The organism is Stenotrophomonas sp. 1L-E-5-B-C3 (assembly GCF_057292075.1).
Map to the genome: position 1 here is coordinate 312,252 of NZ_JBXAWS010000002.1, position 19,274 is coordinate 331,525.

The 19,274-nt window shown below is 67.9% G+C and carries 19 protein-coding genes; 17 read left to right on the forward strand and 2 right to left on the reverse strand.

The genetic code is table 11. The features are described 5' to 3' along the window. Window positions 1–49 precede the first annotated feature (49 nt). Window positions 50–1,102, forward strand: a complete 1,053-nt coding sequence (locus AC0Z6F_RS04205) for a linear amide C-N hydrolase (protein ID WP_153675474.1) — start codon at window positions 50–52, stop codon at window positions 1,100–1,102. Here AC0Z6F_RS04205 and AC0Z6F_RS04210 read toward each other — a convergent pair. Next, window positions 1,099–1,878: a DUF6491 family protein gene (locus AC0Z6F_RS04210; RefSeq protein ID WP_485616633.1), complete on the reverse strand. Its 780-nt coding sequence runs from the start codon at window positions 1,876–1,878 to the stop codon at window positions 1,099–1,101. The genes AC0Z6F_RS04205 and AC0Z6F_RS04210 overlap by 4 nt on opposite strands. A gap of 81 nt (window positions 1,879–1,959) precedes the next feature. Between AC0Z6F_RS04210 and AC0Z6F_RS04215 the strand changes: the two genes are divergently transcribed. The 5 genes from AC0Z6F_RS04215 to thrC all read left to right on the forward strand — a co-directional run bounded on the left by AC0Z6F_RS04215 (window position 1,960) and on the right by thrC (window position 8,861). After that, on the forward strand, window positions 1,960–2,655 hold the full coding sequence (locus AC0Z6F_RS04215) for a helix-turn-helix domain-containing protein (RefSeq protein ID WP_065723082.1): 696 nt from the start codon (window positions 1,960–1,962) through the stop codon (window positions 2,653–2,655). A gap of 166 nt (window positions 2,656–2,821) precedes the next feature. Next, the gene (locus tag AC0Z6F_RS04220) at window positions 2,822–3,772 is read left to right on the forward strand and encodes a DMT family transporter (RefSeq protein ID WP_153675478.1); all 951 of its coding nucleotides are present in this window, start codon (window positions 2,822–2,824) and stop codon (window positions 3,770–3,772) included. A 357-nt stretch (window positions 3,773–4,129) separates the two neighbouring features. Further along, window positions 4,130–6,634: a bifunctional aspartate kinase/homoserine dehydrogenase I gene (gene thrA, locus AC0Z6F_RS04225; protein ID WP_485616631.1), complete on the forward strand. Its 2,505-nt coding sequence runs from the start codon at window positions 4,130–4,132 to the stop codon at window positions 6,632–6,634. Then, entirely contained in the window at window positions 6,631–7,545 is a 915-nt protein-coding gene (locus AC0Z6F_RS04230) for a homoserine kinase (protein WP_485616629.1), read from the forward strand. Before thrA ends, AC0Z6F_RS04230 begins: the two co-directional genes overlap by 4 nt. A 29-nt stretch (window positions 7,546–7,574) precedes the next feature. After that, window positions 7,575–8,861, forward strand: a complete 1,287-nt coding sequence (thrC, locus tag AC0Z6F_RS04235) for a threonine synthase (RefSeq protein WP_485616628.1) — start codon at window positions 7,575–7,577, stop codon at window positions 8,859–8,861. A gap of 109 nt (window positions 8,862–8,970) precedes the next feature. Here thrC and AC0Z6F_RS04240 read toward each other — a convergent pair whose 3' ends face one another. After that, the gene (locus tag AC0Z6F_RS04240) at window positions 8,971–9,723 is read right to left on the reverse strand and encodes a Crp/Fnr family transcriptional regulator (RefSeq protein ID WP_485616627.1); all 753 of its coding nucleotides are present in this window, start codon (window positions 9,721–9,723) and stop codon (window positions 8,971–8,973) included. A gap of 127 nt (window positions 9,724–9,850) precedes the next feature. Here AC0Z6F_RS04240 and hisS point away from each other — a divergent pair, with 127 nt between their 5' ends. From hisS to hisIE, 11 genes are all read left to right on the forward strand, one after another. Beyond that, the gene (hisS, locus tag AC0Z6F_RS04245) at window positions 9,851–11,248 is read left to right on the forward strand and encodes a histidine--tRNA ligase (protein WP_485616626.1); all 1,398 of its coding nucleotides are present in this window, start codon (window positions 9,851–9,853) and stop codon (window positions 11,246–11,248) included. After that, window positions 11,248–11,541, forward strand: a complete 294-nt coding sequence (locus AC0Z6F_RS04250) for a hypothetical protein (RefSeq protein WP_485616624.1) — start codon at window positions 11,248–11,250, stop codon at window positions 11,539–11,541. The genes hisS and AC0Z6F_RS04250 overlap by 1 nt, the downstream gene beginning before the upstream one ends. Window positions 11,542–11,814: 273 nt before the next feature. Further along, complete coding sequence (locus tag AC0Z6F_RS04255; protein WP_006363215.1) at window positions 11,815–12,123, forward strand: YerC/YecD family TrpR-related protein; 309 nt, start codon at window positions 11,815–11,817, stop codon at window positions 12,121–12,123. 34 nt (window positions 12,124–12,157) lie between these two features. After that, window positions 12,158–13,069 (forward strand): ATP phosphoribosyltransferase, encoded by a 912-nt coding sequence (gene hisG, locus AC0Z6F_RS04260; protein WP_485616623.1) that lies wholly within the window; start codon window positions 12,158–12,160, stop codon window positions 13,067–13,069. After that, window positions 13,066–14,361 carry a histidinol dehydrogenase gene (gene hisD, locus AC0Z6F_RS04265; RefSeq protein WP_485616622.1) on the forward strand — a complete coding sequence of 432 codons (1,296 nt, stop codon included), beginning with the start codon at window positions 13,066–13,068 and terminating at the stop codon, window positions 14,359–14,361. Before hisG ends, hisD begins: the two co-directional genes overlap by 4 nt. Beyond that, window positions 14,358–15,452 carry a histidinol-phosphate transaminase gene (hisC, locus tag AC0Z6F_RS04270; protein ID WP_485616621.1) on the forward strand — a complete coding sequence of 365 codons (1,095 nt, stop codon included), beginning with the start codon at window positions 14,358–14,360 and terminating at the stop codon, window positions 15,450–15,452. The genes hisD and hisC overlap by 4 nt, the downstream gene beginning before the upstream one ends. Continuing rightward, window positions 15,449–16,522 (forward strand): bifunctional histidinol-phosphatase/imidazoleglycerol-phosphate dehydratase HisB, encoded by a 1,074-nt coding sequence (hisB, locus tag AC0Z6F_RS04275; protein WP_485616620.1) that lies wholly within the window; start codon window positions 15,449–15,451, stop codon window positions 16,520–16,522. Before hisC ends, hisB begins: the two co-directional genes overlap by 4 nt. Beyond that, complete coding sequence (hisH, locus tag AC0Z6F_RS04280) at window positions 16,519–17,121, forward strand: imidazole glycerol phosphate synthase subunit HisH (protein WP_006363224.1); 603 nt, start codon at window positions 16,519–16,521, stop codon at window positions 17,119–17,121. The genes hisB and hisH overlap by 4 nt, the downstream gene beginning before the upstream one ends. Continuing rightward, window positions 17,118–17,852 carry a 1-(5-phosphoribosyl)-5-[(5-phosphoribosylamino)methylideneamino]imidazole-4-carboxamide isomerase gene (gene hisA, locus AC0Z6F_RS04285; RefSeq protein ID WP_485616619.1) on the forward strand — a complete coding sequence of 245 codons (735 nt, stop codon included), beginning with the start codon at window positions 17,118–17,120 and terminating at the stop codon, window positions 17,850–17,852. The genes hisH and hisA overlap by 4 nt, the downstream gene beginning before the upstream one ends. After that, entirely contained in the window at window positions 17,846–18,622 is a 777-nt protein-coding gene (gene hisF, locus AC0Z6F_RS04290) for an imidazole glycerol phosphate synthase subunit HisF (RefSeq protein ID WP_012480036.1), read from the forward strand. The genes hisA and hisF overlap by 7 nt, the downstream gene beginning before the upstream one ends. Further along, the gene (gene hisIE / locus AC0Z6F_RS04295; protein WP_485616617.1) at window positions 18,612–19,232 is read left to right on the forward strand and encodes a bifunctional phosphoribosyl-AMP cyclohydrolase/phosphoribosyl-ATP diphosphatase HisIE; all 621 of its coding nucleotides are present in this window, start codon (window positions 18,612–18,614) and stop codon (window positions 19,230–19,232) included. Before hisF ends, hisIE begins: the two co-directional genes overlap by 11 nt. Window positions 19,233–19,274 lie beyond the last annotated feature (42 nt).

Consider the following 19,274-nt stretch of genomic DNA (forward strand, 5'->3'; position numbering starts at 1 on the left):
CCATGGATCGGGTCAGATCCATGGACCACGGGGAAAGGAGTGTAGTGATATGGCAGGGATGAAGTGGAAGGGAAAGGCAATGCTGGCCATGGCGCTGGCATCCGCGATCACACCGGCACTGGCCTGCACGCGTGCGGTGTACCTGGGCGACAACGGTGATGTGATCACCGCGCGTTCGATGGACTGGAAGGTCGATGTCGCGACCAATCTCTACGTCCTGCCGCGTGGCATTGCGCGCACCGGCCAGGCCGGCCCGAAGTCGCTGGCGTGGACCGCGCGCTACGGCAGCGTGGTGGCCACCGGCTACGACGTGTCGACCACCGATGGCATGAATGAGAAGGGCCTGGTCGCCAACCTGCTGTGGCTGGTGGAGTCGGAATACCCGCAACAGCGCGGCAACAAGCCCGGCTTGTCCATCTCGCTGTGGGCGCAGTACGTACTCGATAATTTCGCAACGGTGGAAGAGGCGGTGGCGGCGCTGAAGCGCGAGCCGTACTCGATCGTCACCGACAAGGTTCCCGGCGAAGACCGCCAGGCGACGTTGCACCTGTCACTGTCCGACGCGAGTGGCGACAGCGCCATCGTCGAGTACATCGGTGGCCGCCAGGTGATCCATCACGATCGTCGCTACCAGGTGATGACCAACTCGCCGATCTTCGAGCAGCAGCTGGCACTCAACAGCTACTGGCAGCAGATCGGTGGCACGGTGATGCTGCCGGGCACCAACCGCTCGTCCGACCGCTTTGCGCGGGCTTCGTTCTACATCAATGCCATTCCCAAGGCCGAAGACCCGGTGGAGGCGCTGGCCAGTGTGTTCAGCGTGATCCGCAACGCGTCGGTGCCGTATGGCATCACCACCCCGGGTGAGCCGAACATCTCGTCCACGCGCTGGCGCACCGTGGCCGACCACAAGCGCCGGCTGTACTTCTTCGAATCGGCGTTGACCCCGAACACGTTCTGGGTGGATCTGAACAAGGTCGATTTCGGCGGCCAGGTGCTCAAGCTCGACCTTGGCAAGGACCAGCGCAATACCTTTGCCGGCGATGCACTGGGCCAGTTCGTGCCCAGCGCACCGTTCACCTTCCTTGGCGTCGACGGTTAGTTCGACGCCTGGCTGGAGGCCGGATAGACCGCCTGGATCGTGCAGCTGCCGCGGGTGTACTGCGGCAGCGGCGCCAGGGCATCGTTGCGCAGGTCGCCGTTCTCGAAATCGGCGGTGAGGATGCGATCGCCGGGATTGCCGCAGATCAGCCCGTTCTGCATGCCGGAGCGGAAGCTGAGCTGCGGCGCGCGGTCGAGCTGACGGCAGTGGCCGCCGAGTTCGACGCGGTAGTAGCGATGGCCGCCATTGCGAAGCGGATTGGTCTCCACCAGCATGCCCTGCGGGTCGGACGACCAGGCACGGACATTGCGGGTGGCGAAGCAGTAGGACGGTGACCCGCCGAAGCTGCGGCGGACGTCCTTGCGTTCGCTGATGGTCAGGGTGGGCAGCGTGGCTGTGCGCAGGCGGTCACTGTTGCGGGCGACGCTGGCGTAGTCGCGATCCTGCACCGGGGTAACCGCGCTGACAGCGCAGCTGCGGCCATCGACCACGACGCGTTCGCTGGGACGACCGCAGGCCCAGCCAGCCGGCGCTTCCAGTTTCAGCGTGGTGGCACCGCGGACACCGGGGCAGTCTTCGCTGAAATCGATGCGATAGGCCTGGCCGGAGGCGGCGCGCAATGCGATCGAACGCGGCGATGCCTGCTCCACTTCCTGCACGCCGACCGCATCCATGCAGTGCGGAGCGGGCGGGGTGCGTTCCTGTGCCGATGCAGAGCTGGCGACTGCCAGGCCGAGACTTGCGGCCAGCACCACGAAAACGCGCCGATGGGTCATGGCCTGCACTCCCTGCGTTGGATGACGGATTGACTATAGCAGCGGTTTGCACGGCCGTTGTTACACGCGCACACTGCCCGGATGGGCGCGATCTTCCATCTGCGGCACTACGGACAGGCCACCGGCCTGGACCGTCATGACTATGCGCAATGGGTGCTGCCACTGCAGGGTGAACTGCAGTTCGAGATGGAAGGCCGCGGCGGTCGCCTGGACCTGCTGCAGGGCGCTTTCGTGGCTGCTGGTGAAGCGCATGATCAGATGGCCGATGGCCCGAACGGTTTCGTGATCGTCGATTGCCCCCCGGGCGTGCTCGACGACGGCACGCAGGAGCATCTGTGCCGGCAGCGCTGGCTGCACCTGCCGCTTGCGCTGCGACAACGCCTGGCGGGTGTGCAGGACGGGCAGCCGATGCCGGCCCTGTTGCCGCAGCTGCTGCAGGTGTTCGCACCTGCGGGCAGTGGTGCGCGCATGCAGGGGCTGTGCGCGGCGGTGCAGGCCGATCCGGGCCAAGCATGGCCGGTGGCGCGCATGGCCGCGTCCGTCGGGGTCAGCGAGAGCCGGTTGCACGCGCTGTTCCAGCGTGAGTTCGGGCTCAGCCCGCAGGCTTGGCTCAGTGCAGGCCGGTTGCGCTGGGCCAAGCACCAGCTGCGCACCAGTACGGCGCCGATCAGTGACATCGCGCTGGCCGCAGGCTATTCCGAGCAGAGCGCACTGACCCGCGCGCTGCGGCGTGAGTGTGGGCAGACCCCGGCCGCCTGGCGCAGGAGCGCCATCTGACCTGTAGAGCCGAGCCCATGCTCGGCTGCTTTTGCACCGACCACCTCGCGAACGGCAGTCGAGCATGGCTCGACTCTACATGGGCGGGAGGGCAGTAGCCTCGGTCAAGAGCCCGCGCTGGCCACCGCTTACACTGCGCAGCCTGTTCTCCCCCCAAGAACCCGAAATGCGCAACAACCCGATGGCCCTGGGCATCGCCAATGGCGTTGCCGCCGGCGCGCTGTGGGGCGTGGTCTTCCTCGCGCCCGCCGTGCTGCAGTCGTTCAACGCCCTGCAGCTGTCAGCCGGCCGCTACCTGGTCTACGGCTTGATCGCCGTGGTACTGCTGCTGCCGCGCTGGAAGCGATTGGCCCCGCGGTTGGGTCGTGCCGAGTGGATCGGTCTGCTGTGGCTGAGCCTGGCCGGCAACCTGGTGTACTTCCTGCTGCTGGCCACGGCCGTGCAGTGGGCCGGAGGTGCGGCGGCGTCGTTGATTGTCGGCCTGATTCCGGTGGTTGTGACGCTGGTTGGCGTGCGCGAGCAGGGCGCGGTGCCGTTGAAGCAGCTGTTGCCGGCACTGGGGCTGTGCGTGCTCGGCGTGGCGCTGGTTGGCTGGGAAGCACTGATGTCCGAGCATCTGGCAACGCCCTGGCGGCAGCGCCTGATCGGCCTGCTGTGCGCGTTTGGTGCGCTGTTCTCCTGGGCGCTGTACTCGATCGGCAACAGCCGCTGGCTGGCGCGCCGTTCCGATCTGTCCAGCCACGACTGGTCACTGCTGACCGGCGTCACCACTGGCGGCCTGGCCCTGCTGCTGGTGCCGATGGCGTTCATCGGCCACACCGGCAGCCACACGTCAGCGCAATGGGGTGGTTTCTGGGCGATCAGTGCCGGCGTGGCGGTGGTGGCCTCGATCCTTGGCAATGCATTCTGGAACCGCGCCAGCCGCCTGCTGCCGTTGACCCTGACCGGTCAGATGATCGTGTTCGAAACCCTGTTCGCGCTGCTCTACGCATTCGCCTGGCAGCAGCGCTGGCCGAGCCTTCTTGAAGCGCTGGCGATCGTGTTCCTGGTGGCAGGCGTGATGCTGTGTGCGCACGCCCACCGCACACCACGGGCGATCGCCGAACATGCCGGCTGAATGCCGTCGTCAAGCGCGCTGATGCCGGTTTTGTCACAGATGCAACCAAATGGCGGCACGATGGCCGATGATCGCTGCAGCGGTTTTTTGCATCGCAGCACTTGACAGCACCCCGGCGGCCGGTGTTTTCTGTGCGTCATGGTTCTTGATGCCGCCCACGCCAGCCTGATCGCCCCTGCCACCGCGGGCCGTTCAACTGCGCCGGTCGCCACCACCACCATTACCACCACCACCGTCACCACTGCCCTGGTGCGGCCCGTCGTCTTCGTGTAACTCCCGAAAACCACGGCCCCGCACCATACAGGTGACGGGGAAACTCGACACCTGCATGCGACGGGGCCTCCTACCGAGGTCTGCATGTCTTCCCACGCCCCCGCCCATCTCGCTGCTCCGTCCGATCTGGCTGCGCCGTCCACTGTCGTGCACAAGTTCGGTGGCACCTCGGTGGCCGACGCCGAGCGCTACCGCCATGTTGCTGGCCTGCTGCTCGCCCGCCCCGAATCGCTGCAGGTCGCCGTTGTCTCGGCGATGAAGGGCGTCACCGACGCGCTGATCGAACTGGCCCAGATGGCGGCAAAGGGTGACGAAGGCTGGCGCGAGGCCTGGCATGCCCTGCGCGCCCGCCATCGTGGCGCGGCGGTGGCCCTGCTCGGCGAGCAGGTGGGCGAGACCGTGGAATGGATTGACGTGCGTTTCGATCAGCTGGCCGACGTGCTGGCGGCACTGGCGGTGATCGGCGAACTGCCGCGCGAGGTACTCGATCGCGTGCAGGGCCTGGGCGAAGTGTTCTCCGCGCAGCTGCTCGGTACCCACCTGCGCGCGCTGGGTGAAGACTGCGCGGTGCTTGATGCGCGCGACGTGCTGGTGGTCGCGCACGGCGAGCTGGGTGTCGACGTCGACTGGGAAGCCAGTGCCGATCGCCTGGCCAGATGGCGCCTGCAGCATCCGCAGTCGCGCCTGGTCGCCACCGGTTTCGTTGCCCGTGACCGCCACGATCGCATCACCACGCTCGGCCGCAATGGCAGCGACTACTCCGGCGCGATCTTCGCGGCACTGTTCAACGCCGACCAACTGCACATCTGGACCGACGTCGACGGCGTGCTGTCGGCGGACCCGCGGCTGGTGCCCGAAGCGGTACAGCTGGAATCGCTGAGCTACGACGAAGCCTGCGAACTGGCCTATTTCGGCGCCAAGGTGGTGCACCCGCAGACGATGTCGCCGGCGATCCGACTCGGCCTGCCGATTTTCATCCGCAACACCTTCCAGCCGGCGCATCCGGGTACGCGCATCAGTGCCGAGCGCTCGCCGCGCGGGCCCGTGAAAGGCCTGACCCTGAGTCCCGGACTGGCCCTGCTCAACCTGGAGGGTACCGGCCTGATCGGCGTCCCCGGCACCGCCGAACGCGTTTTTGCGGCACTGCGCCAGGCGCAGGTCTCAGTGGTGATGATCTCGCAGGGGTCGTCCGAACATTCGATCTGCTGCGTGGTGCGTGCGGCCGAAGCCGCTCGCGGTCGTGAGGCGCTGCTGCAGGCATTCGCGCATGAACTCTCGGTCGGCCACGTGCAGCGTGTGCAGGTCAGCGACGGTGTCAGCGTGCTGGCGGCGGTGGGCGACGGCATGGCGGGCCAGCCCGGCGTCGCCGCGCGCCTGTTCGAGGCCCTCGGCCGGGCGCAGGTGAACATCCTGGCGATCGCGCAGGGCTCGTCGGAACGCAACATCTCGGTGGCGGTGGACAGTGCCGATGCCACCCGTGCGCTGCGCGCCGCACATGCCGGCTTCTGGCTGTCGCCGCAGACGTTTGCGGTGGGTGTGATCGGGCCGGGCAACGTCGGTGCCGCACTGCTGGACCAGTTGCTGGCGGCGCGCCCGCAGCTGCTGGCCAAGGCCAATGTCGATCTGCGCCTGCGCGCGCTGGCCTCGCGTTCGCGCATGCGCCTGGAGGCTGATGGCCTGCATGCCGATTGGCGGCAGGCGCTGCAGCAGGCGGGAGAGGCCAGTGACCTGGACCGCTTCACCGAGCACCTGCTGGCCGCCCACCTGCCGCACGCGGTGGTGATCGATTGCAGTGGCAGTGCCGAGGTGGCCGAGCGCTACGAGGGCTGGCTGGCCGCCGGCATCCACGTGGTCACCCCGAACAAACAGGCCGGTGCCGGTCCGCTGGCGCGCTATCAGCGCATCCGCGCTGCCGCCGCTGCCAGCGGTGCGCGTTTCCGCTACGAAGCCACGGTCGGTGCCGGGCTGCCGGTGATCACCACACTGCGCGACCTGGTGGATACCGGCGACGAGGTGCTGGCCATCGAAGGCATCTTCTCCGGCACGCTGGCCTGGCTGTTCAACCGTTACGACGGCAGCCAGCCATTCTCGGCACTGGTCGCGCAGGCGCGTTCGATGGGCTACACCGAGCCGGATCCGCGTGACGATCTGTCTGGCATCGATGTCGCGCGCAAGCTGGTGATCCTGGCCCGCGAAGCCGGTCATCCGCTCAGCCTGGAACAGGTCGAGGTGGAAAGCCTGGTGCCAGCGTTGCTGCGCGACGGCGGTGTGGACGATTTCATGGCGCGCCTGGGCGAGTCCGATGCCAGCCTGTTGCAGCGCCTGCAGGACGCACGGCAGCGCGGTGCGGTGTTGCGCTACGTGGCGCGGCTGGGTGCCGACGGTGCCTCGGTCGGCCTGCAGGAACTGCCCATCGAGCATGCGTTCGCCAATCTGCGGCTGACCGACAACGTGGTGCAGTTCCGTACCCGCCGTTACTGCGACAACCCGCTGGTGGTGCAGGGGCCGGGTGCCGGCCCGGAAGTCACGGCCGCAGGCGTGTTCGCCGACCTGCTGCGGGTGGCCGCCGGCGAAGGAGCGCGGCTGTGATCGCACGTGCGTTCGCACCGGCCTCGGTGGCCAATGTGGCGGTGGGCTTCGATATTCTCGGCCATGCCATTGCCGGTGTCGGCGATACCGTGAGCGTGCGTCGCATCGATGAACCGGTGGTGCGGATCGAGGCAATCCGTGGCAGTGCGGTCGAGCTGCCGCTGGACGCTGCCGGCAATACCGCAGGGGCCGCACTCATGTCGTTGCGTGAAGGGCTGGGTCTGGACTTCGGCTTCGCGGTCGAGATCGACAAGGGCATTCCGTTCGGCTCCGGCATGGGTGGTTCGGCGGCGTCAAGCGTTGCGGCGTTGGTTGCCGCCAATGCACTGCTGGACGCACCGCTGGCGCGCGAGGCGTTGTACCCGTTTGCGCTGGATGGCGAGGCGGTGGCCAGCGGTGGTCGCCACGGTGACAACGTGGGGCCGCTGCTGCTGGGGGGTCTTGCGCTGTGCACGGCCGATCGGCTGCTGCCGATTCCAGTGCCGGCTACCTGGCACAGCCTGCTGGTGCATCCGCACGCGGTGCTGGAAACGCGCCGCGCACGCCAGGCGCTGCAGGGCAGCTATGCGCTGGGCGAGTTCGTGGTGCAGAGCGCGAACCTCGCACTGGTGCTCAGTGGTTGCCATCGCAGCGATGCCGCACTGGTGCGCGCGGGACTGCGTGACGTGCTGGTGGAGCCGCGCCGGGCCGGATTGATTGCCGGCTTCGAAGCTGCCCGTGATGCGGCGCTGTCGGCCCATGCAATGGGCGCAGGCATCTCCGGTGCCGGCCCCAGCGTGTTCGCCTGGTTCGAGGATGCCGACCAGGCCCATGCCGCAGCGGCACCGGTGCGCGCCGCGTTTGCAGCGGCCGGCTTCGACAGCGATGCCTGGGTGTCGCCGCTGGACGCGCCGGGAGCCCGCTTGTGCTGAATCCTTCCCCTTTACTGGATACCGAACCCATGCAATTTGTTTCGACCCGCGGCCAGTCTCCGGCCGTTGGCCTCAGCGCGGCGATCGCCGCCGGATTGGCGCCCGATGGCGGGCTGTATGTGCCTGAGGTTCTGCCTGCACCTCGTGAATTGCAGGCCGGTGCAACCCTGGCCGATACCGCCGCTGATCTGCTGGCACCGTTCTTTGCCGGCGATGCGCTGGAAGGCGCGCTGCCGTTGATCTGCCGCGAGGCCTTCGACTTCCCGGTTCCGCTGCGCCCGCTGGGCGATGGTGACCACGTTCTGGAGCTGTTCCATGGGCCGACGGCGGCGTTCAAGGACATCGGCGCGCGCTTCCTGGCCGGTACGCTGTCGCGGCTGCAGGCGGGCCGCGACCGTGACCTGACGATTGTTGTTGCCACCTCCGGCGATACCGGTGCCGCCGTTGCAGCGGCCTTCCACCGCCAGCCGGGCGTGCGCGTGGTGGTGCTGTATCCCGACGGCCGCGTGTCGCCGCGACAGGCGCACCAGCTCGGTTGCTTCGGTGACAACATCCGGGCGCTGCGCGTGGCCGGTTCGTTCGACGACTGCCAGGCCTTGGTCAAGCAGGCGCTGGCTGACCGCGAACTGCAGGCGCAGGTGCCGTTGAGCTCGGCCAACAGCATCAGCCTGGGCCGACTGCTGCCGCAGATGAGCTACTACGCGCATGCGGCGCTGACCCATCATGCCGCACATCGACGCCGGCTCAACCTGGTGGTGCCCACCGGCAACCTCGGCAACGCAATGGCGGCAGTGCTGGCGCGCGCGCTGGGCGTGCCGGTCGGGCAGATCGTGCTGGCCACCAATGCCAATGCCGTACTGCCGGCCTACTTCAATGGCGACGACTATCAGCCGCAGGCCAGTGTTGCCACCGTTGCCAACGCGATGGACGTGGGGGCGCCCAGCAACTTCGAGCGTCTGCGCTGGCTTTACCACGGAGATGATGCCGAGCTGCGCGCTGCGTTCCGTGCGTTTGCGGTAGATGACGTGACCATCCGCGCGACGATTGCGGCTGAGCATGCCAGCCATGGCGAGCTGTTCTGCCCGCACACGGCCACCGCAGTGAAGGTGCTGCAGGATCTGCGCAGTGGCGGTGCCAAGGGGGACTGGGCGGTAGTGGCCACCGCGCATCCGGCCAAGTTCGAAGCCGTGGTCGAGCCGTTGATCGGCGAGGCGGTGGCGGTGCCGCCTGCGCTGGATGCGTTGCTGCAGCGACCGGCGCACGCCGAGCCATTGGCGGCCGATTATGCGGCGTTGCGTGAGGTGCTGCTGCGCTGATCCAGGGCCGCCGGGCATGGCCCGGCGCTACCGGAGGAGCGCGGGCAGGTAGCGCCGGGCCATGCCCGGCGGCTCTCATGTAGAGCCGAGCCATGCTCGGCTGCTTTTCTCAGATCAACCCTTCACCGCCCAGCGTGCGCAGCCCATCCTCGTCGAGGATCTCCACCACGTTCAGGTGGGGCAGGGCGATCAGCTCCTGCTGGCGCAGCTTGGTGAAGGTGCGGCTGACCGTTTCCATGGTCAGGCCCAGATGGTCGGCGATGTCGCCTCGGCCCATCGGCAGCGACACGCGCAGGCCATCGCCACCGAGCTTGGCTTCGCGTGCGGCCAGGCGCAGCAGGAAATCGGCCAGCTTCTCGGCCGGCTGCAGCCGTGCCAGTGCCAGCGCGGCATCCTGCGCGGCGTCCAGTTCCTGGCAGGCGCGCTGCAGCAGCTTCCGCTCCAGGTGCGGGTAGCGGCTGCGCAGCGCCTTCATCTGCGGCAGCGCGACGCGGCACACGCGGCTGTCGGCGATGGCTTCGATATCGTAGCGGTGGTGGTCGCTGCCGCTCAGGCCCAGGTAATCGCCGGGCAGCACGAAACCGTTGATCTGGCGGCGACCATCGGCCAGTGTGCGCACCAGGCGCAGCGCACCGCCGGTCAATGTATAGACATGCTGGCGTTCTTCACCGGTGCGGGCCAAGGTGCTACCCATCGTCACCTGCTGCGAAACGGTGACCTGTTCCAGCGCCTGTACTTCATCGGGCGACAGCGCCGAGCACACCGCCAGGTGGCGAACCGAGCAGTGCAGGCAGTCCTGCGTGACGCAGGACGGCGAGGCGGAGTCATTGGTGGCGGGCGGAGCGCCGGAAGGCCGTGACATGTTGCGGGGGGCGTATCGCGGTCGGGGAGGGCCTTATGATACTTCAAGCGGCCGTTCGACCCTGCCCGAGGCGGGGGCGCTAGAATGTCGCCCCCTCCCACGTCCCGTTCCAGCAGGAGTTCCGCCCGTGATCAAGCCCCGTACCCCGCCCGGCACCCTTGAACTGCTGCCGCGCGAGCAGATCGCATTCCAGCGCATGCTGGACGTGATCCGCCGCAATTACGAGCGCTTCGGGTTTCTGCCGGTGGAGACGCCGGTGTTCGAGCTGTCCGATGTGCTGCTGACCAAGTCTGGCGGCGAGACCGAGCGCCAGGTGTATTTCGTGCAGTCCACCGGCGCGCTGGCCAATGCGGCCGAATCGGGCGACCGTTCGCTGCCGGAAATGGCGCTGCGCTTCGACCTCACCGTGCCGCTGGCGCGCTACGTGGCCGAGCACGAACACGAACTGACCTTCCCGTTCCGCCGCTACCAGATGCAGCGCGTCTACCGCGGCGAGCGTGCGCAGCGCGGTCGTTTCCGCGAGTTCTACCAGTGCGACATCGATGTGATCGGCAAGGACAGCCTGAGCGTGCGTTACGACGCCGAAGTGCTGGCGGTCATCCATGCGGTGTTCTCGGAGCTGCGTATCGGTGATTTCAGCATCCAGCTGAACAACCGCAATCTACTGCGTGGTTACTTCGAGAGCCTGGGCGTGGCCGAAGGCGAGCGTCAGCTGGCGGTACTGCGCGAAGTGGACAAGCTGGACAAGCGCGGCGCCGACTATGTGCGCGAGACGCTGGTGGGCGAAGGCTTCGGGATTTCGGCCGAACAGGTCGAAAAGATCCTGGCCTTCGTCGCCGTGCGTTCGAAGGGCCACGACGATGCGCTGGCGCAGCTGGCCGCGCTGGAATCGGCGGCGGAATCGTCGGAAACCCTGCGTGCCGGCGTGGCCGAACTGCGCGAAGTGCTGCAGCTGGTGCAGGCGCTGGGCGTGCCGGAAACCGCGTACTGCCTGAATTTCTCCATCGCGCGCGGCCTGGATTACTACACCGGTACCGTGTACGAGACCACGCTGACCGACCACCCGCAGATCGGCTCGATCTGCTCGGGCGGCCGCTACGAAGACCTGGCCAGCCACTACAGCAAGTCGAAGCTGCCGGGCGTCGGTATCTCCATCGGCCTGTCGCGCCTGTTCTGGCAGCTGCGTGAGGCCGGCCTGATCGACGGCATCGAAGCCAGCAGCGTACAGGCGCTGGTGGCGCTGATGGACGAGCAGGGCATGCCGCAGTCGCTGGACATTGCCCGCCGCCTGCGAGCCGGTGGCATCAACACCGAAGTGCAGATGGAGCCGAAGAAGATCGGCAAGCAGTTCCAGTACGCGGCCAAGGCCGGCATCCGATTCGTGGTGTTGGCGGGTGAGGATGAACTGGCGCGCGGCGTGGTGGCGGTGAAGGACCTGCTGCGCGAGCAGCAGTTCGAAGTCTCCCGCGACGAGCTGGCCAGCACCCTGCAGGTGGAGCTGGAGCAGTCCAGGGCGATGGCGTGATGCGGGCCGCCGCAGGGGCGCTGAGCGTGCTCCTGCTGGCGGGCTGCCAGAGCGATCCGTCGCTGCAGAGCACGCGGATCGGGCCGGCGCAGTACCTGCTGGTGGTTGATCGCTGCCATGCGATCAACCGCGCACAGCTGGAGGACGATCTGCAGGCCCTGGCCTCGCGGACGTGCCGGGCGGGAGCGGGGGCGTTGGAGAATGTCCAGTCCCTGCCGAGCCGGCAGGGCGGCCTGTTCGGCGAATGCCTGCGGCGCGGAGCGCTGCAGGCGGAGGTGCACTGCCGGCCCTGAGCTTCGGCAGGATGTTGATTTCAAGGTAGAACGCCCACCCCTGGTGGGCGTTTTGCGTTTCCGGGTGAAGCGCAGTCGAGCATGGCTCGACTCTACAAAGGCCGGCTCCCCGCCATCCGGCGGAATGCAGGCCTTTGACGTTGCCGGCCAGCGGCCGGCACTACCGGGTGCAGGGCTGCAGCCCTGCCGCCCCCTCAACCCACGATTTGACGCACTGCGCAATAATGCGCTAATGTACTAACACGCTATTACATTGATGCAAGAGCCCTGCCTGTGAAAGCCCGTCCCGATATCACCGCCAAAGACCCGAAGGCCGACCTGGAAGCCCTGGCCGAGGCCTTTGCCGCACTGCGCGAGCCGGAACAGGTCGAGGCCTTCCTGCGCGACCTGTGCACCCCGGCCGAGCTGGAAGCCATGGCCGACCGCTGGAAAGTGGTGCCGCTGCTGCAGCAGGGCGTGCCGTATCGCGAGATCCACGAGCGCACCGGCGTCAGCGTGACCACCACCGGACGGGTGGCGCGCACGCTCGAGCATGGCCATCGAGGCTATGCCGCCGCCATCGACCGCCTTGCTTCGCGCTGATCCGCGCCCCGTTCCGAACTTCGAGACCTCCCCCATGAGTGCAACCCAGGCAGCGCCGGCGCGAGACCGGCTGCGTATCGCCATCCAGAAGAGTGGCCGGCTGGCCGAGCCCGCCCGCAACCTGCTCAGTGCCTGTGGCCTGAGCTGGCGAGAGAGCCGCGACAAGCTGTTCTGCTATGGCGAATCGCTGCCGGTGGACCTGCTGCTGGTGCGCGACGACGACATTCCCGGCCTGATTGCCGATGGCGTCTGCGACCTCGGCATCGTCGGCCGCAATGAGCTGGACGAACAGGCCGCCGCGCGCCGCCAGATCGGCCTGCCGGACGCCTACCACGCGCTGCGCGGGCTGGGCTTCGGCCAGTGCCGCCTGATGCTGGCGGTGCCCGAGGAATGGCAGTGGCAGGGTCCGGCGCAGTTGGCCGGCACCCGCATCGCGACCAGTTACCCGGCTATCCTCAAGCAGTGGCTGGTGGAGCAGGGCGTGGACGCGCAGGTAGTCGAACTGTCTGGCTCGGTCGAAATCGCACCGCGTCTGGGCACTGCGGATCTGATCTGCGACCTGGTCTCCAGCGGTGCCACGCTGCGTGCGAACCAGTTGGCACCGGTGCACAACCTGCTGGACAGCGAAGCAGTACTGGCCGGCGCGGTGCGTGCGCCGGACGATGCCCGTGGCGCGCTGCGCAGCATGCTGCTGCGCCGTCTTGATGGCGTGGTGCAGCGCCAGGACCGCAAGCTGCTGATGTTCCGTGCCAGCGAAGATCGCGTCGACGTGCTGGCGCAACTGCTGGCCGATGCCGAGCCGCTGGTACGGTTGCCCGCCGATGGCGGCGCGCTGCGTCTGCAGACCATGTGTCCTGGCCCGTTGAGCTGGCAGCGCATGGAAGAACTCGAGCGCGCGGGTGCACAGGGCCTGATGGTACTGAGCGTGGAGCGATCGCTGGCATGAACCGTCTGATATGGTCCCGACTTGATGAGGCCGCGCGCAGCGCGGCTCTGACCCGCCCGGTGCAGACCGTCGCGCAGCAGACCCGTGACGCCGTGGCTGCGCTGATTGCACAGGTGCGTGCACAGGGCGACGATGCGCTACGTGCAATCACCGCGCGCTTCGATGGTGTCGAGCTGGCCTCGTTCGAAGTTTCCGAAGCCGAATTCGCCGCTGCCGACGCAGCGGTGCCGGCCGAATTGCGGCAGGCGATGGTCGAAGCCGCAGAACGCATCGCGCGCTTCCACGCCGCCGGTATGGGCAAAGGCTATGCGGTGGAAACCGCACCGGGCGTGGTCTGCGAACGCATGCTGCGCCCGATCGGCCGGGTGGGTCTGTACGTACCGGCCGGCAGTGCGCCGCTGCCGTCCACCGCGTTGATGCTGGGCGTACCGGCACAGCTGGCCGGCTGCCCGCAGGTGGTGCTGTGCACGCCGCCGCGCGCCGACGGCAGTGCCGATCCTGCAGTGCTGGTGGCCGCGCGCCTGACCGGCGTGCAGCGCGTGTTCAAGCTGGGTGGTGCGCAGGCAATCGCGGCGATGGCCTACGGCACCGCCAGCATTCCGGCCTGTGACAAGCTGTTCGGGCCGGGCAACAGTTTCGTCACCGAGGCCAAGCAGCAGGTGGCGCAGGATGGCGCCGCCGCCATCGACATGCCGGCCGGTCCGTCGGAGGTGCTGGTGATTGCCGACGCCGGTGCCAATCCCGCTTTCGTGGCGGCTGACCTGCTGTCGCAGGCCGAGCATGGCCCGGACTCGCAGGTACTGCTGTTGACCGACGATGCCGCGATGCTGGCGGCGGTTGAAGCTGAAGTGGAGCGCCAGGTTGCCTTGCTGCCGCGCCAGCAGATCGCGCGACAGGCGTTGTCGGCGTCGCGGCTGATCCAGGTCGATTCGCTGGACGAGGCCTTCGCGATCAGCAACCGCTATGCGCCCGAGCACTTGATCCTGGCGTTGCGCGAACCGCGCGATTGGCTGAGCCAGGTGCATGCGGCCGGCTCGGTGTTTCTGGGCGATTACACCCCCGAAGCACTGGGTGACTACTGCAGCGGTACCAACCACGTGCTGCCGACGGCCGGTGCCGCGCGCGCCTACAGCGGCGTCAGCGTGGCCAGCTTCCAGAATCTGATCAGCGTGCAGAGCGCCAGCGCTGCTGGACTGGCCGCAATCGGCGGCTGCGCGCGCATCATCGCCAGCGCCGAAGGCCTGGATGCGCATGAGCGTGCCGTGGCACTGCGCATGGAGGTGGCGGCATGAACGCGGCTATCGATCAGGTGCTGGCACTGGTGCGCCCGGACCTGCAGGCCTTCGCCGGCTACAGTTCGGCGCGCAGTGCGGCGGTACAGGGCGAGGTCTGGTTGAATGCCAACGAATCGGCCTGGGCCAATCCAGCGGATAGGGCGGGCAGCAGCCGGCGCTATCCGGAGCCACAGCCGCTGGCGTTGCGCGAAGGCCTGGCTGCGCTGTATGGCGTAGCGCCGCAACAATTGCTGGTCGGCCGTGGCAGCGACGAAGCCATCGATCTGCTGGTGCGTGCCTTGTGCGTGCCGGGCCGCGATGGCGTGCTGGTCACCTCGCCAGTGTTCGGCATGTACGCAGTCTGTGCACGCCTGCAGGGTGCGCCGCTGATCGACGTGCCGCTGGTCGATGGCGAAGACGGCCTGTGTGCCGACCTCGACGCGGTCATCGACACGGCACAGACGGAGGGCGCCAAGCTGGTGTTCCTGTGTGCACCGTCCAACCCGGCCGGCAGCGATATTACCCTTGACGAGGTCGAGCGCGTGGCGGTTGCCTTGCGCGGGCAGGCGCTGGTGGTGGTGGACGAGGCCTATGTCGAGTATGCGCAGCGCCCGTCGGCGGCCACGCTGCTGGCCGCGCATGCGAACCTGGCGGTGCTGCGCACGCTGTCGAAGGCACACGCACTCGCCGCCGCTCGCATTGGTACCCTGATCGCGGCCCCGGAACTGATTGCCGTGCTGCGCCGCTGCCAGGCGCCGTACCCGGTGCCGACGCCGTGCGCGGAACTGGCCGTGCAGGCACTGCAGCCGGCCGCGCTGACACGCACCGCTGAGCGCGTGGCCACGGTCATCGCCGAGCGCGAGCGCCTGGCCGCAGCGCTGCCGGGCCTGCCCGGCGTTCGTCGCGTGTACCGCTCGGCCGGCAACTACCTGCTGGTCCGCTTCGCCGATGCCCAGGCGGCGTTCGATACGCTGTTGGAAGCCGGCGTGGTGGTGCGCGACCAGCGCGCCGCGCCGCAGCTGGGTGATGCGCTGCGCATCAGTATCGGCAGCCCCGAAGAGAATGACCGCGTGCTTGCGGCCCTGTCGGCGCGGAGGGCCGCAGCATGACCCCGATCCTGTTCATCGACCGCGACGGCACCCTCATCGAGGAGCCGTCCGATTTCCAGATCGACGCCTACGAAAAGCTGCGCTTCGTGCCACAGGTCATTCCAGCGCTGCTGAAGCTGCGCGATGCCGGCTACCAGTTCGTGATCGTCACCAACCAGGACGGGCTGGGCAGCGACAGCTACCCGCGCGCCAGTTTCGACGGCCCCAACGACCTGATGCTGCAGATCTTCGAAAGCCAGGGCATCACCTTCCGTGACGTGCTGATCGACTGCAGCTGGCCGCAGGACAATGCGCCCACCCGCAAGCCGGGCATCGGCCTGATGACCGCTTACCTGCAGGACCGCAGCATCGACTGGGCGCGCTCGGGCATGGTCGGCGACCGTATCACGGACCTGCAGTTCGCCGACAACCTCAACATCCGTGGCTTCCAGCTGCGCACCGAGCAGTTCGGTGGCGAGTGGGACTGGCCGGGCATCGCCCACTCGCTGGCCGATGCGCCGCGCACCGCCGTGGTCCAGCGCAATACCAAGGAAACGAAGATCCGTGTCGAACTGGACCTGGATCGTGCCGGCGACGCGCACATTTCCACCGGGCTGCCGTTCTTCGACCACATGCTGGAACAGATCGGCAAGCACGGCGGGTTCGCGCTGGACATCCAGGCCGAGGGCGACCTGCACATCGACGAGCACCACACCATCGAGGACACCGGGCTGGCGCTGGGTCAGGCCCTGCGCGAGGCGCTGGGCGACAAGCGCGGCATCGGCCGCTACGGCTTCACCCTGCCGATGGACGAGACCCTGGCCAGTGCCGCGCTGGACTTCAGTGGCCGCCCCTATTTCGTGTTCGAGGGCGAGTTCAAGCGCGAGCGCGTGGGCGACATGCCGACCGAGCTGGTACCGCACTTCTTCCGTTCGCTGTGCGACGCCAGCGGCCTGAACCTCAACCTGCAGGTGCGCGGCGACAACGACCACCACAAGGTCGAGGCCTGCTTCAAGGCACTGGCGCGGGCATTGCGCCCGGCGTTGGCCCGCCAGGGCACGGCGCTTCCCACCACCAAGGGGGCACTGTGAGCGACGTCGCGCTGATCGATGCCGGTGGTGCCAACCTGGGCTCGGTGCGCTATGCATTGGAGCGCCTGGGTGCAACGGTGCGGCTGGTGCGCGACGCCGACAGTCTGGTTGGCGCGCAGCGGGTGATCCTGCCCGGCGTCGGCGCTGCCGGTCCCGGCATGCAGCGCCTGCATGCGCAGGGTCTGGTGGAACCATTGCAGCGGCTGGAAGTGCCGTTGATGGGCATCTGCCTGGGCATGCAGCTGCTGTTCGAGCGCTCCGAAGAGGCCGGCGTAGAAGCGCTGGGACTGATTCCCGGCGTGGTGCGCAAGCTGGTGCCGGCCTGCGGCATCCGCGTACCGCACATGGGCTGGAACCGGTTGCTGCCATTGCGCGAATCGCTGTTGCTGCAAGGCGTGCCGGAGCGCGCCAGCGCCTACTTCGTGCACAGCTATGCGGCGCCGCTCAACGCCCACACGGTAGCCGCCTGCGATCACGGCGGCCTGTTCACCGCGGTGGTGGAGCAGGGGCGCTACTTCGGTGCGCAGTTCCATCCCGAGCGCTCCGGCGATACCGGTTCGTTGATGTTGCGCAATTTCCTCGAGGGCACTGCTGCATGAGTTTCATCGTCTACCCCGCGCTGGATATCCGGGATGGCCGCGTGGTGCGGCTACGCCAGGGCGACTACGCGCAGGAAACCTCCTATGGTGACGATCCGCTGCCGCGCGCACAGGCCTTCGCCGCGCAGGGCGCGCAGTGGATGCATCTGGTCGACCTGGACGCCGCACGCGCCGGTGGCTACACGTTGGCACCGCTGCTGTCGTCGATCCGCGCGCAGACCAGGTTGCAGGTGCAGACCGGTGGTGGCGTGCGTGGCCGTGACGATGTGGCGCGCATCCTCGATGCCGGCGCTGGCCGCGTGGTGGTCGGCTCACTGGCGGTGCGTCGTCCGGATGAAGTGGTCGGTTGGCTGGAGGAGTTCGGCGCCGAGCGCGTCACCATCGCGCTGGATGCCCGTCAGGACGCGCAGGGCCAATGGCAATTGCCGGTGCACGGCTGGACCGAGAACGCCGGTGTGACCCTGGATGATCTGGCCCGGCGCTATGCGCGTGCGGGTATGCGACACCTGTTGTGCACCGACATTGCCCGCGACGGCATGCTGGCTGGGCCCAACATCAGCCTCTACCAGCACCTGTCGGCGCTGCTGCCGGGCGTGGCGGTGCAGGCCTCCGGTGGCATCCGTGACGTGGCCGATGTGGCCGAGGCGCGTGCTGCCGGCTGCGGTGGCGCGATCCTCGGCAAGGCTCTGCTGGAGCAGCGCATGGACCTGGCGGAGGCGCTGGCATGTTGAGCCGTCGCATCATTCCCTGCCTGGACGTGCGCGACGGCCGCGTGGTCAAGGGTGTGCGCTTCCGCGACCACGTCGACATGGGTGATATCGCCGAGTTGGCGCAGCGCTATCGCGACCAGGGGGCGGACGAGCTGGTGTTCTATGACATCGGCGCCAGCCCCGAGGCACGGTCAGTCGACGTCGCCTGGATCGAGCGCATCGCACGCCTGATCGATATTCCGTTCTGCGTCGCCGGTGGCATCGACAGCGTGGAAACCGCGCGCCGCGTGCTGTTCGCCGGTGCCGACAAGGTGTCGATCAATTCGCCGGCGCTGGGCCGCCCGGAACTGATCACCGAGCTGGCAGACGAGTTCGGCGTGCAGTGCGTGGTGGTCGGTGTCGATTCGGTGCGCGAGACTGATGGCCAGTGGCGGGTACGCCGTTTCAGTGGTGACCCTGACAAGACCCAGGCGGTGCCGCTGCGCACGCTGGACTGGATCGTCGAAGCACAACGGCGTGGCGCAGGCGAGATCGTGCTGAACTGCATGGACAGCGATGGCGTACGCCGTGGCTACGATGTCGTGCAGCTGCAGCAGGCGCGGGCCCTGTGCCAGGTGCCGCTGATCGCCTCCGGCGGTGCCGGTGCGATGGAGCACTTCGCCGAAGCCTTCGACCAGGCCGACGTCGACGGTGCGCTGGCGGCCAGTGTGTTCCACAGCGGCGCCATCGCCATTCCGGAATTGAAGCGCTACCTGCGCGGGCAGCAGATCGAGGTGCGGGATGTCTATTGAAGTGAAGCCATCACTGGATGCACTGCAGGCGCTGGACTGGGGCAAGGGCGAAGGCCTGTTGCCGGCGGTGGTGCAGGATGCCGACACCCTGCAGGTGTTGATGCTGGGCTATGTCAGTGCCGAGTCGCTGGCGGCCACGCTGGCCATCGGTCACATGACCTTCTTCAGCCGCAGCAAGCAGCGGCTGTGGACCAAGGGTGAGCAGTCCGGCAACGTGCTGGTGGTGCAGTCGATCAGTGTCGACTGTGATGCCGACACGCTGCTGGTGATGGCACGCCCGGCCGGGCCAACCTGCCACACCGGCGCCGAGAGCTGTTTCGACCAGGCGCCGAAGGACTTCCTGGGTGGGTTGGGCCAGCTGGTGGCGATGCGAGAGGCGCAGCGGCCGCCGGGCAGCTACACCACCAGTCTGTTCGAGGGCGGCATCCGCCGCATCGCGCAGAAGGTGGGCGAGGAGGGCGTGGAGACCGCCTTGGCGGCGGTGGCGCAGGATGACGAGGCGCTGCTGGGTGAGGCTTCGGACCTGCTGTACCACCTGCTGGTGCTGCTGCGCGCGCGCGGTTTGTCGCTGGATGATGCGCGGGCGGTGCTGGAAAAGCGCCATCGTTGAGGAAGGCGTGCGGACCAACGGTCCGCACCCACCTCGGCAATG

Bases quoted from the DNA above. Each gene is read 5' to 3' on its own strand.
- AC0Z6F_RS04205 (WP_153675474.1), top strand. From the start codon at position 50: ATGGCAGGGATGAAGTGGAAGGGAAAGGCAATGCTGGCCATGGCGCTG.
- AC0Z6F_RS04210 (WP_485616633.1), bottom strand. From the start codon at position 1,878: ATGACCCATCGGCGCGTTTTCGTGGTGCTGGCCGCAAGTCTCGGCCTG.
- AC0Z6F_RS04215 (WP_065723082.1), top strand. From the start codon at position 1,960: ATGGGCGCGATCTTCCATCTGCGGCACTACGGACAGGCCACCGGCCTG.
- AC0Z6F_RS04220 (WP_153675478.1), top strand. From the start codon at position 2,822: ATGCGCAACAACCCGATGGCCCTGGGCATCGCCAATGGCGTTGCCGCC.
- thrA (WP_485616631.1), top strand. From the start codon at position 4,130: ATGTCTTCCCACGCCCCCGCCCATCTCGCTGCTCCGTCCGATCTGGCT.
- thrC (WP_485616628.1), top strand. From the start codon at position 7,575: ATGCAATTTGTTTCGACCCGCGGCCAGTCTCCGGCCGTTGGCCTCAGC.
- AC0Z6F_RS04240 (WP_485616627.1), bottom strand. From the start codon at position 9,723: ATGTCACGGCCTTCCGGCGCTCCGCCCGCCACCAATGACTCCGCCTCG.
- AC0Z6F_RS04250 (WP_485616624.1), top strand. From the start codon at position 11,248: ATGCGGGCCGCCGCAGGGGCGCTGAGCGTGCTCCTGCTGGCGGGCTGC.
- hisG (WP_485616623.1), top strand. From the start codon at position 12,158: ATGAGTGCAACCCAGGCAGCGCCGGCGCGAGACCGGCTGCGTATCGCC.
- hisD (WP_485616622.1), top strand. From the start codon at position 13,066: ATGAACCGTCTGATATGGTCCCGACTTGATGAGGCCGCGCGCAGCGCG.
- hisC (WP_485616621.1), top strand. From the start codon at position 14,358: ATGAACGCGGCTATCGATCAGGTGCTGGCACTGGTGCGCCCGGACCTG.
- hisB (WP_485616620.1), top strand. From the start codon at position 15,449: ATGACCCCGATCCTGTTCATCGACCGCGACGGCACCCTCATCGAGGAG.
- hisA (WP_485616619.1), top strand. From the start codon at position 17,118: ATGAGTTTCATCGTCTACCCCGCGCTGGATATCCGGGATGGCCGCGTG.
- hisF (WP_012480036.1), top strand. From the start codon at position 17,846: ATGTTGAGCCGTCGCATCATTCCCTGCCTGGACGTGCGCGACGGCCGC.
- hisIE (WP_485616617.1), top strand. From the start codon at position 18,612: ATGTCTATTGAAGTGAAGCCATCACTGGATGCACTGCAGGCGCTGGAC.